We start from the raw sequence: 13,262 nt of genomic DNA, 5'->3' as shown, positions 1-13,262 counted from the left end.
GCTTCGGCACGTCCGAACACGGCTACAGCCCCCTTCCGAATTACGAGGTACAGCCAAGTGACCGATCTGCAAGTCCGAAAGATGCGATTCGCCTTCGCGGACTACGACGTACCGTTCCTGTGGAACGAAGAGAATCCGGCCTTCTCGTCCATGGCCAACGCGGTGTCCTTCCTGGCCATCGGCTTCGAGAAGATGATCGTCAATATGATTCGCGAGGCCATGCCGCGGATAACCGATCCCGCCGTCGCGGAGGAAGCGGACGCATTCGTGCGCCAGGAGGGCCAGCATTCGACCGCCCACCGCCAGCACGCCAATGGCCTGATCAGGCGATACCCCGGGCTCCAGGAGACCCTCAACGAAGTGATCGCGGAATTCGACCGCCTCACCGTGCATACCTCCCTGGAATATCGGCTCGCCTACACCGCCGATCTGGAGGCCACCTTCACCCCGGTGTTCAAACTGATGCTCGACAACGATTCGACCCTGTTCCGGCCGGGAGACGACCGTGTCGCATCGCTGTTCATCTGGCACTTCGTCGAGGAAGTCGAACATCGGAGTTCGGCGTTGATCATTTTCGATTCGATTGTCGGCAGCGACACCTACCGGATGCGCATGGCTCCGTCGATCTTCCGACACGTCATGAAGGTCGTCAAGGTGGCCTGCGCAGGGTTCAATAAGCATGTGCCGCAGGAGGATCGGCGCATCGATGCACTGGCGATGTTCGCGACGCACCGGGGTAAGCAGAAGCTGCGGAAGTTGTTGCGACTGCCCGTCGAGGACAACGGCCCGATGTCGCGCGCATTCGACGATCTACGACTCGGCGAACAACTGATCGCGATGGTCGGCATCGTCCGCAGTCAATTGCCCAAGCACAACCCGGATCACGAGAAGCTGCCCGCACTCGCCGATGTGTGGTTCAAGCGCTATGACGCCGGTTACGACGTATCACATTGGTACACCGCTGATGCCGTCGCAGCGCAGGGGGACTGATGGCCGATCATTGCGCACCCACCTTCGACGAACTCGCGAAGGCGCTCGGCTTTTCCTGTCAGGAGACCGGTGGACTCGTCGAGGTGCGAAACCCTTTCGCATTGGAGAACTGGACGCTGCCGGTTCTCGAGTTCACCATCGTCCTCGGCGCGGTGCTCGCGCTGATCTATGCGATCGTGCGCCTGCGACGTCATGGCGATCCCACAAATCTCGTGGTCTGGTTCGGCGCGACCGCGTATCTGTTCATCATCGAACCGCCGCTCTACTTTCCGGCAGCCTTCGGTATCGACGCACACGTCGACACGATGTTCGCGCACAACGTCTTCACCGTGGATTTCCTCTGGGGTCGGCTCCCCCTCTATATCGTGGCGATCTACCCATTGATGGCCACATTGGCCTTCGAAATCGTCCGAATGCTGGGCGTTTTCCGTCGATACGGTGTTCTCGTCGGCGCCGTCTGCGTGGGCTTCGTCCACCACGGCTTCTATGAGATCTTCGACCATCTGGGCCCGCAGCTGCGCTGGTGGGAGTGGTCGACCGAAAACCCGCTCAATCAACCGATGTTCGATTCGGTTCCGCTGCCGAGCGTGGTGGTATTCGCCGCGCTGTGGCCGATGTCGCTGGCGTTCTTCGTCCAGTTGTTCGTCGGTCGCCATGTCGACCAGGGGCGGACCTTCTCCGGACCGCAATTGGTCTGGCGCACTCTTGTCATCGGCATTCTCGGTTCGTTGGGTACGGGCGTATTGCCGATCCCGGCTACAGTTTTCGGTGCCGGGAGCACCCCGTTGCGCGGATTCCTCTATGCGGCCGAACTAGTGATCGTCAGCATCGTCGCGATTCCGATTCTCACGCGCCAGTGGCTACGGCTACGGCGAGACCATTCGGACTACACGAACCGCTTCGTACAGATTTACAGCGTCGTGTATCTGGGCGTGATGGCGTTGCTCTGGGTGAGCGCGCTGCCCGATTACTTCGCTGCCGTCGACGGTTCGACGAGCAATGGCGACCCCATCGGGAATCTCTGGTACACGCTGTCGTGTTTCGCGGTCGCAATACTTTGCGTGCTCGCGATCTTTACGGTGCCGTACCGAGCAGCCGAGTCGCTACCAGCGGGAGGTCAACGCACCCAAGGCGCCGAGGGCGACGGTGGCGGCGGTGGAGGTGCGCAAGACAGTGGGGCCGAGCAGGGTTACGTCGGCGCCCGCAGCAGCGAAGGCGGTGAGCTCGGAGTCGTCTAGACCGCCTTCGGGGCCGACGATGAGCAGGATTTCGGTGGCCTTGTCGAACGGCAGCTCGACGAAGCGGGCGGTGCCGGATTCGTGTAGCGCCACCGCGATGCCGCCCCCCGCGACGACCGCACGGATCTTGTCGAGCAGGTCGCGGGTGCGGTGCAGGTCGGCGACCTCGGGAATGTAGGCGCGGCGGGACTGCCGGGCGGCCGTGCGGGCGGCGGCACGCCATTTCTCGACGGCCTTGCCCGCCTTGGCTTCCCAGTTGGCGATACAGCGCGCGGCCTGCCACGGGATGATGACATCGGCGCCCGCCTCGGTCATCAGCTCGACGGCCAGCTCCGAGCGGTCGGACTTCGGCAGCGCCTGCACGACGGTCACCCGCGGCGTCGCGGGCACGGCGAGCACCCGGTCGAGCACCTTCAGCTCGAGCCGATCCTTCTGCGCCGCAACGACTTCCGATTCCGCGAGCAGACCGGAGCCGTCGGACAGCGTGATCGGCTCGCCGACCCGGATGCGACGGACCGTCGCGGCATGGCGTCCCTCCGGACCGTCCAGAACCGCGATAGCACCCGGCTCCGGAATATCGGCGAGATAGAAGACCGTGGCGGCCAACGACTATCGCCCGCTGAACGACGCTCGCAGCCGGGCGAACAGGCCGCTGTTGTGCTCGGACTGCGCCGACATCACCTCGGCGCGTTCACCGGTGCGCATGCCCTTGTATTTGCGCAGCAGATCGGTGGTCTTGGCGTCGAGTTTGGTCGGTACGACGATGTCCAGATGCGCGAGCAGATCACCGCGCGCGCCGGAGCGCAGGCGGGGCATGCCGTGGCCACGCAGCACCGAGATCTCACCCGGCTGGGTGCCCGGCGGAATGGTCAGCTCGGTCGGGCCGTCCAGGATGGTGTCGATGACGACGGTGGTGCCGAGTGCGGCATCGACCATCGGCACCCGAATGGTGCAGTGCAGATCGTCGCCGTCGCGAACGAAGACATCGTGGGGCTGCTCGACGATCTCCACATACAGATCGCCCGCGTGCCCGCCGCCGGGACCGACCTCGCCCTGCGCGGCCAGCCGCACCCGCATGCCATTGGCGACACCGGCCGGAATCGGCGCGGCGATCTCGCGACGTGCCCGCACCCGCCCGTCGCCGCCGCACTTGTGGCACGGATCGGGAATGGTCTCGCCCGCGCCACGACAGGTCGGACACGGACGCGAGGTCAACACCTGACCGAGGAACGAACGCTGCACGGACTGGACCTCACCCGCACCACCGCAGGTCTCGCAGCGCACCGCCTTGGACTTGCCGTTGGTGCCTGCGCCGTGACAGATATCGCAGAGGATGGCGGTGTCGACGGTCAGGTGCTTGGTGACACCGACCGCGCATTCGGCCAGGCTGAGCCGGGTCCGCAGCAGCGAATCCGCGCCGGGCTGCACCCGGCCGCGCGGCTTGCGCGTCCCGCTGGAGCCGCTCATACCGCCGAAGAAGGCCTCGAAGACGTCGCCGAGCCCGCCGAAACCGGCGCCGGAGAAGCCCGCGCCGCCGGCGCCGGACTCCATCGGATCGCCGCCCATATCGACGACGCGCCGCTTCTCCGGGTCCGACAGCACCTCGTAGGCGGTCGACACTTCCTTGAACCTGGCCTGCGCCGCCTCGTCGGGGTTGACGTCGGGGTGGAGCTCCCGCGCCAGCTTGCGGTAGGCGCGCTTGATCTCCTGGTCGGTCGCGTTCTTCGCGACGCCGAGCAGTCCGTAGTAGTCCCGTGCCACTTTGAGTTCTCTAGTCCTTGGTTTGCAACAGCATTAGTCGGATGCACTCAACTTTATCCGCCGGAGGATCGAGCGTATCAGCGACGGGGGCCATCAGCGCTCCGCGAGCACCTCACCGATATAACGGGCAACGGCCGCGACCGATGCGATAGTCCCCGGATAGTCCATCCGGGTCGGTCCGAGCACGCCCATACCACCGAGCACCGCACCCGCAGCACCGTAGCCGGTCGACACCACCGAAGTTCCGCGCATCTGCTCGACCTGGGTTTCCTCACCGATACGTACCGTGACGGTACCCGGATGCTGTGCGGCGGCGAGCAGCTTCAGCACGATCACCTGCTCCTCCAATGCCTCGAGCACATCGCGCAGCGAACCAGGGAAGACGAAGTCGCCGGCATTGCGGGTCAGATTGGCGGTGCCGCCGAGGACCAACCGCTCCTCCGGATGTTCGACCAGCGTTTCGACGAGCACGGTCGAGACGCGCACCAGCACATCCTTCAGTCGCACCGGCGCCCGCTCGGGCAGTTCGGCGACGGCCGCGGAGGCGTCGGACAAGCGCTTGCCGTCCATCGCGCCACCGAGCATGCCGCGCAGCGCGGCAAGGTCCTGATCATCGATGAGTGCGCCGAGTTCCACCAGACGCTGGTCGACGCGACCGGTATCGGTGATCACGACCAGCAGCAACCGTGCCGGATTCAGCGCGACCACCTCGATGTGGCGGACCGTGGAGGCCGACACCGTCGGATATTGGACGACCGCGACCTGGCGAGTGAGCTGAGCAAGCAGCCGAACACCACGGCGCAGCACGTCGTCGAGATCGACGCCGGACTCCAGGAATTCCATGATCGCCCGGCGCTCGGCCGACGAGAGCGGCTTCACCTCGGAGATGCGGTCGACGAACTGCCGGTAGCCCTTATCGGTCGGAATGCGACCGGAACTGGTGTGCGGCTGAGTGATATAGCCCTCGGCCTCCAGCACCGCCATATCGTTGCGAACCGTCGCGCTGGATACCCCGAGGTTGTGCCGTTCCACCAGGGTCTTCGACCCGATCGGCTCCTTGGTCGCGACATAGTCCGCGACGATCGCACGCAGGACCTCGAAGCGCCGATCCTCGGTGCTCGACATGGGCCCCACCTCCTTGCTCGTCCTCGGGTACGTCGTAACGGTCACGCGCGCACCGTCCGCATCGACCCGAATTCGATGCAGGTTACTAGGTACGTCTTTTTATCAAGTCTAATTGCCTATTCGACAATTGCCCGTTCGCGCACCATGGACGCATCTGATCCAGATCCCCTCGGGACCGACCGACGTTGCGCCGGAGCGAGATCCGACTGCTAACCTCACCGCGCAGCCAGTGTGACAGGGGGTTCGAAGGCAGTGAACAAACCGGACTATCCGCAAATCCTCGCGCCCGCCCTCGGCGGTCCAGCGACTCCACCGATCGGCTTCCGCCCCTTCGGGTTGCCTCCGAAAGCGCCGGACTACCGCGTGCTGCAGTTGGCCGACTATATGCTGCCGGACGGCTCGCTCCCCCAGACCCCGATGCCGCCCTATCGAGGCACCCTCCTACCGTTCAACTTCATCCTGGCGCACGGCGTCGACGAGAACGATCCGATGCCCCGCTTCCAGCCGGAACCCGCGGAAACCGGAATCGCCTTGGTGGCGTCCTGCCTGCCGAGGGTCTTGGCGCATCTGTTCACCCGCCCGGAAGTCGTGCTCAACGGACAGCATGTGCGACAGAAGGTCGGCTGGGGCGTCACCTTCATCCCGGCCGAACCGGGACTGCACCATCTGCGCGTCGGACCACCGCCATGGCGAGCGCCCTGGTCACGCTTCGGCAGCCACCCCATGCCCGCCGACATCATGGTGCCGGTCACCGCAGGGCACCAGACCCGCGTCTACTCCAGGGCATCCCTGGCCGTCAGCACCCCGGGCCGACTCGGACCACAACCACAGCGCTGGATCCCCGGCATCATCAGCTGGCTGTTGTTCACCTCGATAGCAATCCTGGCCATGGTGCTCGGCGCTTACCAAGTACTCACCTACTAGGCCCGGTGATCGGACCCTGTTATCGACCGGCGGCGGCTTCTACTACGGCGGCGACCTCGGTGGGGCGGGAGACCAGGGAGGCGTGGGATGCGTCGATTTCGCTGGTGTGGGCACCCATGCGGTTTGCCATGAAGCGTTGGGAGGCAGGGGGGATTATGCGGTCGTTGGCTGAGACGAGGTACCAGCTGGGGATTGCGGACCAGGAGGGGGCGCCGGAGGGCTCGACGTTGGCGGATACGGCCAGGGAGTGTTGGTGGGCGATCAAGTCGGCGGCTACTTCGGGGGATACGTCTTGGGCGAAGACGGAGTTGAAGTAGGCGGGGGCTACGTAGCCGTCGATGTTCTTGCCTGCCAAGCCATTTGGATCGTCGACGACCCCTACCTGGAGCGCCGGGGGCAGTAACTGGCTGCCGGGGAAGCTGATCGGGTTGAGTTCGAGGAGACCGGTTTCGCCTTGCACTGGGGCGAAGGCCGCAATGTAGACCAGCGCTTGGACTTTCGGGTCGTGGACGTTGGTGATGACGAAGCCGCCATACGAATGACCCACCAGGACAACAGGTCCGGAGATGGTGTCCAGGGTTCGCTGGATGGCCGCGGCGTCGTTGGCGGGGCCGCGCAGCGGGTTGTCGGGAACAACCACTCGATAACCGTGGTCGCGCAGCGTCGCGGCCACGCCGTTCCAACTCGTGGTGTCGGCGAAGGCGCCGTGCACGAGCACGATCGTCGGGAGGGGTTCGGCAGTCGCGGGGGCGGCCGCGAGGACGGGTGTGAAAGCCAGGGTGAGCGCCGCGATGCAGGCGCGGAGACTACGGGTGATATTCATCAGAGTCCTGCCTGTCGTCGTTGATGCTGTCGGCTCATGATGTTGTCACCTTTTACCGAGCACCAACAGACAGCCGGACCGATCGGTCGGTTACGGCGCTCTGCGTGAGCACCGACGATCGCTCATCAACCCGCCTGAATCAGCGCACCACAACGTGGAGCCCGCCAACCCGAGCGTGTATGACGCCTATTCCGCGCTCTCGTAAAGGCTCGAGTATCTCGCATAGCGGGTCACTACGTCGCACGCAGTAGACGTTGTGCGACGTAGCGACAGCTTGTGCGGGAGCGCAGCCGGGACGGATGCCGCTGCGGCAGAGACACCTCGAGGCGGCACGGAGCGAGGCGGACGAGCCCGCTGCTAGAGCTCGGACGCGGTTCTTGCCATCTTGCCCGCCAGTGCGTCGAGGCCGAGCATGGCGAGGAGCGACTCGCAATCCGCTGCGTTCTCGGCGTGGCTGGCGACCGTCCTGGCGGCTATCGCGCACTGTCGCGCGTTTTCGGCCTTCTCGGCGGCGCGCGCCTCGGCGAACTCGCTCTGCTCGGAGATAAGGGTGATATGTCGTGCCGATGGCATAAGACTCCTTGGGTTGGTCCGAAGCCTACGCGTCTTTACCGATCTGTGACAGTGCAACGGCCGTCATCCGCGAACCCGGCCGTGAAGTGGAGATAAGTCACAATGCCGCGCTATGCCGGTGCCTGCTCGCCGTTTTCACAGGTGTCCAGCAGCTCGACGATGTCCTTGCCGCCCCGCGGTGCGAGTGATCGAGCCGGCGACGAACGATATTGCCCGAGCGGAGTCAGGTCAGGAGGTCTCGAACAACGCCGTCGGCGAGTAGGCGGCCGCGGTCGGTGAGAATCAGATGGTCACCGGAGCGAACTGCCAGGCCGTCGGCGACAATCCGGGTTGCGGCGGCGGATTCCGTTGGGGCCAACTCGTTCAGCGGCAGACCGGTGCGCAAGCGAACGGTGAGCATGACGCGTTCGGTGTGCTGTTCGTCGGCAGTGAGCATCTCCCAGCCTGCCGCCGGAAAACCACCGCGCGCGACGGTATCGGCATAGCGCGCAGGATGTTTGACGTTCCACCAGCGCACGCCGCCGACATGACTGTGCGCGCCGGGCCCCGCGCCGAGCCAGTCGCCGCCGTCCCAGTAGCCGAGGTTGTGCCGGCAACGCGCGGAATCGCCTGCGGCCCAATTGGATACCTCATACCAGGTGAGGCCCGCGGCATCGAGACGAGCGTCGATGCGTTCGTAGCGGGCAGCGAGTACATCGTCATCGGGGGCGGGCAGTTCGCCGCGACGCACGCGGCGGGCCAGTGCGGTGCCGTCCTCGACGATGAGCGAGTAGGCCGAGACGTGGTCGACGCCCGCGCTCAGCACCGCGTCCAGGCTCGCGTCCAGATCGCTGTCACGTTCGCCGGGCGTGCCGTAGATCAGGTCGAGGTTCACATGCTCGAATCCGGCCGCGCGCGCCTCCTTCGCGGCGGACACAGCCCGGCCCGGTGTGTGGGTACGGTCGAGCACCTTCAGCACATGCCGGGCCGCCGATTGCATGCCGAGCGATACCCGGGTGAATCCGGCCGTGCGGATGCGTTCGAAGAACTCCGGTGCGGTCGACTCCGGATTGGATTCGGTGGTCACCTCGGCGTCGGCGGCGAGGGTGAAGTTCGCGCGCACCGAGTCCAGCACGTCCGCCAAGCCGTCGCCGCCGAGCAGAGACGGCGTGCCACCGCCGACGAAGATCGTCGCCACCTCGGGCGTGTCGGTCGGCAGCGCAGCGAACCGTTCGGCCGCCGTCGCCAATTCACCGCGCAGCGCCTCGAGCCAGGACTGCGGCGACGCCGAGGTGCCCAGCTCACCCGCGGTATAGGTGTTGAAATCGCAATATCCGCAGCGTGTGGCACAGAACGGAACGTGGATGTAGATCCCGAACGGCCCACCGCCGAAGTCGCGTAGCACCAGGGCAGGCGTCTCGGCTTCGATCGGGGCGGCGGCGGAACTCACCCCTCCAGTGTGACCGCCGCTCCCTTGGGCCGTTGCGGGCGGGTTCAGTCGGCGACCACGGTGTTCTGGTTCGCGGTGAGGAGCCAGCGGCCGTCCTCCTTGGCCATGACGTACATCGGCGAGCCCTGACCGGACAGCTGGCCGTCACCGTCGAAGTACCGCTGGACCACCTTGACCGCGGCCACGTCCGGACGGATGAACAGCACATGCTCGACCTCGTAGGTCGCGGTACCGTCCCGCATCGCACCCGGCAGCACCTGGGCGGTGAACTCACCGATGGCCGCGCGGCCGAACAGTCGCTTGCCGCCTCCGGTCGTCCAGATGGCGTCCTCGCGGAACAGACCGACGAATTCGTCGACCAGCTCGTTCTGCTGGGAATGTTGAATGGTGGCGACGACCTCGCGAATGGCGTCCAGATCGGTATCGGTACTCATGCCACCGAGCTTGCTACCTCGACCTAGCTCGAGGTCAATCCGAGTGACTCGCTTCACCGGTGATGATCTTGACGAATCATGCGACGCATTGCGACCACTAACTATGACAGCCATCACAATCGGCCCGCATAGTCCAGGGAATTTCCCTCGATTTCGCGGGAAATATGACCACGCGGTCGGAAGGGCCGCCCTGACGTGGCACAATAGGCCCCATGCGCGGATCTGGAGTACGACTTGTGGCACGTCGCCACGTCGACTACAAGCGCGTCTGTAGCGCCTGCTGTCTGCCCGGTTCTCTTCGGTAGCTCAGCGGCGCGCATTCCCGGGTTTGCCCGGTGATTCCCCGATTTCGACGGACATCGGCACGCTGACACCGCAGGCGTGAGTCAGCCCCTCACGCCTTCAGCACGGATGTACCCTCACCCAGCAGGAGCGACCCCCATGACGTCGAGCACCGACGCCGGTCCCACGGATCAGCCCCAGCCGGAATCCCGGCCCGGGCAGCACGCGCGCCCGGTCCGCCCGGCCTCCGAACGACGGGTCCGCCCGGACCGTCCCCGGACCGAGGTAGCGGCCGGTCCGCGGGTCCGCACCGGTAAGCCGGTGCGCCGCAAGGCCGAGGGCCAGTGGGCGCTCGGCTACCGCGAGCCGCTGAACCCGAACGAGCAGTCCAAGAAGGACGACAACCCGCTCAATGTCCGGGCCCGGATCGAGAACATCTATTCCAAGCAGGGCTTCGACAGCATCGACAAGGGCGATCTGCGCGGCCGGTTCCGCTGGTGGGGTCTCTACACCCAGCGCGAACAGGGCTACGACGGCACCTGGACCGGTGACGAGAACATCGACATTCTCGAGGCCAGGTACTTCATGATGCGTATCCGCTGCGATGCGGGCGCATTGAACGTCGCGCAGCTGAAGACCCTCGGCCAGATCTCCACCGAGTTCGCCCGCGACACCGCCGACCTGTCCGACCGCGAGAACGTCCAGTACCACTGGATCGAGGTCGAGAACGTCCCCGAGATCTGGAAGCGGATCGAAGGCGTCGGCCTGAAGACCACCGAGGCGTGCGGCGACTGCCCGCGCGTGGTGCTCGGCTCGCCGCTGGCCGGTGAATCGCTGACCGAGATCATCGACCCGACGCCCGCGATCGACGAGATCGTGCGCCGCTACATCGGCAAGAAGGAGTACTCCAACCTGCCGCGCAAGTTCAAGACCGCGATCTCGGGCCAGCAGGATGTGGTGCACGAGATCAACGACGTCGCGTTCGTCGGGGTGAATCACCCGGAACACGGCCCCGGTCTGGATCTGTGGGTCGGCGGCGGTCTGTCGACGAATCCGATGCTGGCCCAGCGCGTCGGCGTGTGGGTGCCGCTGGACGAGGTTCCCGATGTGTGGGAGGCCGTCGTCTCGCTGTTCCGCGACTACGGCTACCGCCGCCTGCGTACCAAGGCCCGGCTGAAGTTCCTCATCAAGGACTGGGGCATCGAGAAGTTCCGCCAGGTGCTCGAGGACGAGTACCTGAAGCGCAAGCTGATCGACGGCCCCGCGCCGGAGCAGCCGAAGAAGCCGATCGATCACGTCGGCGTGCAGAAGCTGCGCAACGGGCTCAATGCGGTCGGCTTCTCCCCCATCGCGGGCCGGGTTTCGGGCACCGTCCTGACCAAGGTCGCCGAGGCGGCGGAGAAGTACGGCTCGGACCGGATCCGGTTCACCCCGTACCAGAAACTGATCGTGCTCGATATCGCCGACGACAAGGTCGACGCGCTCATCGACGAGCTGGAACCCCTTGGCCTGCAGGCACGTCCGTCGCTGTGGCGCCGGAACCTGATGGCCTGCTCCGGAATCGAATTCTGCAAGCTCTCCTTCGCCGAGACCCGCAAGCGGTCCCAGGCGCTGGTGCCGGAACTGGAGGAGCGACTCGCGGATCTCAATGCGCAGCTGGACGTTCCGGTGACCATCAATATCAACGGCTGCCCGAACTCCTGCGCGCGTGCGCAGGTCGCCGATATCGGCTTCAAGGGTCAGCTGATCGATGACGGCGCCGGGAATCATGTCGAGGGTTTCCAGGTTCATCTCGGTGGCAGCCTCGGCTTCGACAGCGCCTTCGGTCGCAAACTGCGTCAGCACAAGGTGACCACCAACGAGCTCGGTGACTACATCGAACGGGTGGTGCGCAACTTCATCAAGCACCGCGAGGACGGCGAACGGTTCGCTCAATGGGCGGTTCGTGCCGACGAGGCCGACCTTCGGTAAATGGGAGAACTAGCGTGACAACGGATCAAGTAACGGCGGACCTACCCGCGAAGCTGTCGGAAGACGACTTGCGGGCGATCGCCGAAAAAGGCGCGGCCGAACTCGGTGCCGACGCCACGGCGCTGGATTTGCTGCGATGGACCGAGGACGTCTTCGGCACCGGCTACATCGTCGCCTCGAATATGCAGGACGGCGTGCTGGTTCACCTTGCCGCCCAAGTGCATTCGGGCGTGGACGTGCTGTTCCTGGATACCGGCTACCACTTCGCCGAGACCATCGGCACCCGCGATGCGGTGGAGGCCGTATACGGCGTCAATGTGATCAATGTGCGGCCGGAAAGCACTGTGGCCGAACAGGATCAGCTGCTCGGCAAGGACTTGTTCGCGCGTGATGCCGGTGAATGCTGCCGGTTGCGCAAGGTTGTGCCGCTGAAGCGCTCGCTCGGCGGTTACAACGCCTGGGTCACCGGCATCCGCCGCGTGGAGGCCCCGACCCGGGCCAACGCCCCGCTCATCTCGTTCGACGAGGCGTTCGGACTGGTGAAGATCAACCCGATCGCCGCCTGGTCCGACGACGAGATGCAGGCCTATATCGAACAGCACGGCATCCTCGTCAATCCCCTGGTGGAGGAGGGATATCCGTCCATCGGCTGCGCTCCGTGCACACGGAAGCCGGAGCCGGGCTCCGATCCGCGAAGCGGCCGCTGGGCCGGCCTCGCCAAGACCGAATGCGGGTTGCATCAGTCATGACCGAAACCATCAGCGCACGTTCCTTGGGCATCACCGACTTCGACACCCTCGCGGCGTTGGAGTCGGAGTCGATCCACATTTTCCGTGAGGTGGCAGGCGAATTCGAGCGGCCGGTGATCCTGTTCTCCGGCGGTAAGGATTCCACCGTGCTGCTGCACCTGGCGCTCAAGGCCTTCTGGCCCGCACCGCTGCCCTTCGCGCTGCTGCACGTCGACACCGGGCACAACCTGCCCGAGGTACTCGAATTCCGCGACAAGGTGGTCGAAAAGTACGGTCTGCGACTGCATGTCGCGAAGGTCGAGGACTACCTGGCCGACGGCAGGCTCACCGAGCGCCCGGACGGTATCCGCAATCCGCTGCAGACGGTTCCGCTGCTGGACGGCATCACCGAGCACCGCTTCGACGCGGTCTTCGGCGGTGGCCGCCGCGATGAAGAGCGTTCACGCGCCAAGGAGCGAATCTTTTCGCTGCGCAATGCCTTCGGGCAGTGGGATCCGAAGCGGCAGCGGCCCGAGCTGTGGAATCTGTACAACGGCAAGCACGCTCCCGGCGAGCACGTCCGGGTTTTCCCGCTGAGCAACTGGACCGAACTCGATATCTGGCGCTACATCGCGCGTGAGGATATCGATCTGGCGAGCATCTACTACTCGCACGAACGTCCGGTGTACCAGCGCGACGGCATGTGGATGACGCCCGGCGTCTGGGGCGGCCCGCGCGATGGTGAGGCGCTGGAGACCCGTTCGGTGCGCTACCGCACCGTCGGCGACGGATCCTCCACCGGTGCAATTCTTTCCGACGCGGCCGATAACGAGGCGATTCTCGCCGAAGTGGCCGCGTCCCGTTTGACCGAACGCGGCGCTACCCGCGGTGACGACCGAGTGTCGGAGGCCGCGATGGAAGACCGCAAACGAGAAGGCTACTTCTGATGCGGCCAACGCTGTTGATCGACCGAGCGCGGCGGCT

General features: G+C 65.3%; 13 protein-coding genes and 1 pseudogene. 7 read left to right on the top strand and 7 right to left on the bottom strand.

What is annotated here, in order from left to right; genetic code table 11:
• Window positions 1-57 precede the first annotated feature (57 nt).
• Complete coding sequence (locus ACIBW7_RS12445; RefSeq protein WP_397046344.1) at window positions 58-990, top strand: metal-dependent hydrolase; 933 nt, start codon at window positions 58-60, stop codon at window positions 988-990.
• Window positions 990-2,132 (top strand): annotated as a pseudogene (locus ACIBW7_RS12440) (hypothetical protein); the annotation flags it as partial. The gene ACIBW7_RS12445 and the pseudogene ACIBW7_RS12440, both read left to right, overlap by 1 nt.
• Here ACIBW7_RS12440 and ACIBW7_RS12435 read toward each other — a convergent pair.
• The 3 genes from ACIBW7_RS12435 to hrcA all read right to left on the bottom strand — a co-directional run bounded on the left by ACIBW7_RS12435 (window position 2,094) and on the right by hrcA (window position 5,114).
• On the bottom strand, window positions 2,094-2,834 hold the full coding sequence (locus ACIBW7_RS12435; protein WP_397046343.1) for a 16S rRNA (uracil(1498)-N(3))-methyltransferase: 741 nt from the start codon (window positions 2,832-2,834) through the stop codon (window positions 2,094-2,096). The pseudogene ACIBW7_RS12440 and the gene ACIBW7_RS12435 sit on opposite strands and share 39 nt — an antisense overlap.
• 3 nt (window positions 2,835-2,837) lie before the next feature.
• A complete protein-coding gene (gene dnaJ, locus ACIBW7_RS12430; RefSeq protein ID WP_397046342.1) occupies window positions 2,838-3,989 on the bottom strand; it encodes a molecular chaperone DnaJ in 1,152 nt (383 codons plus the stop codon).
• A 93-nt stretch (window positions 3,990-4,082) separates the two neighbouring features.
• Window positions 4,083-5,114 (bottom strand): heat-inducible transcriptional repressor HrcA, encoded by a 1,032-nt coding sequence (gene hrcA, locus ACIBW7_RS12425; protein ID WP_357470211.1) that lies wholly within the window; start codon window positions 5,112-5,114, stop codon window positions 4,083-4,085.
• Between the two features lie 252 nt (window positions 5,115-5,366).
• Between hrcA and ACIBW7_RS12420 the strand changes: the two genes are divergently transcribed.
• Window positions 5,367-6,038 (top strand): hypothetical protein, encoded by a 672-nt coding sequence (locus ACIBW7_RS12420; RefSeq protein WP_397046341.1) that lies wholly within the window; start codon window positions 5,367-5,369, stop codon window positions 6,036-6,038.
• Window positions 6,039-6,057: 19 nt separating this feature from the next.
• Here ACIBW7_RS12420 and ACIBW7_RS12415 read toward each other — a convergent pair whose 3' ends face one another.
• The 4 genes from ACIBW7_RS12415 to ACIBW7_RS12400 all read right to left on the bottom strand — a co-directional run bounded on the left by ACIBW7_RS12415 (window position 6,058) and on the right by ACIBW7_RS12400 (window position 9,297).
• Window positions 6,058-6,861 (bottom strand): alpha/beta fold hydrolase, encoded by an 804-nt coding sequence (locus ACIBW7_RS12415; RefSeq protein WP_397046340.1) that lies wholly within the window; start codon window positions 6,859-6,861, stop codon window positions 6,058-6,060.
• A gap of 357 nt (window positions 6,862-7,218) precedes the next feature.
• The gene (locus tag ACIBW7_RS12410; protein WP_397046339.1) at window positions 7,219-7,434 is read right to left on the bottom strand and encodes a hypothetical protein; all 216 of its coding nucleotides are present in this window, start codon (window positions 7,432-7,434) and stop codon (window positions 7,219-7,221) included.
• Between the two features lie 223 nt (window positions 7,435-7,657).
• Window positions 7,658-8,863: a radical SAM family heme chaperone HemW gene (gene hemW, locus ACIBW7_RS12405; RefSeq protein ID WP_397046338.1), complete on the bottom strand. Its 1,206-nt coding sequence runs from the start codon at window positions 8,861-8,863 to the stop codon at window positions 7,658-7,660.
• Window positions 8,864-8,907: 44 nt separating this feature from the next.
• Window positions 8,908-9,297 (bottom strand): SgcJ/EcaC family oxidoreductase, encoded by a 390-nt coding sequence (locus ACIBW7_RS12400; protein ID WP_397046337.1) that lies wholly within the window; start codon window positions 9,295-9,297, stop codon window positions 8,908-8,910.
• 212 nt (window positions 9,298-9,509) lie between these two features.
• Here ACIBW7_RS12400 and ACIBW7_RS12395 point away from each other — a divergent pair, with 212 nt between their 5' ends.
• The 4 genes from ACIBW7_RS12395 (at window position 9,510) to cysD (ending at window position 13,225) form a co-directional block, all read left to right on the top strand.
• Window positions 9,510-9,602, top strand: a complete 93-nt coding sequence (locus ACIBW7_RS12395) for an Ms4527A family Cys-rich leader peptide (protein WP_357470198.1) — start codon at window positions 9,510-9,512, stop codon at window positions 9,600-9,602.
• 136 nt (window positions 9,603-9,738) lie between these two features.
• Entirely contained in the window at window positions 9,739-11,550 is a 1,812-nt protein-coding gene (locus ACIBW7_RS12390; protein WP_327096352.1) for a nitrite/sulfite reductase, read from the top strand.
• On the top strand, window positions 11,514-12,299 hold the full coding sequence (locus ACIBW7_RS12385) for a phosphoadenylyl-sulfate reductase (protein ID WP_397046336.1): 786 nt from the start codon (window positions 11,514-11,516) through the stop codon (window positions 12,297-12,299). The genes ACIBW7_RS12390 and ACIBW7_RS12385 overlap by 37 nt, the downstream gene beginning before the upstream one ends.
• On the top strand, window positions 12,296-13,225 hold the full coding sequence (cysD, locus tag ACIBW7_RS12380; RefSeq protein WP_397046335.1) for a sulfate adenylyltransferase subunit CysD: 930 nt from the start codon (window positions 12,296-12,298) through the stop codon (window positions 13,223-13,225). The genes ACIBW7_RS12385 and cysD overlap by 4 nt, the downstream gene beginning before the upstream one ends.
• Window positions 13,226-13,262: the final 37 nt, after the last annotated feature.

It is taken from the genome of Nocardia sp. NPDC049526, assembly GCF_044465765.1.
Lineage (GTDB): Bacteria > Actinomycetota > Actinomycetes > Mycobacteriales > Mycobacteriaceae > Nocardia.
Note: the sequence above shows the minus strand (reverse complement) of the source record. Positions and strands in the feature narration are given on the sequence as shown.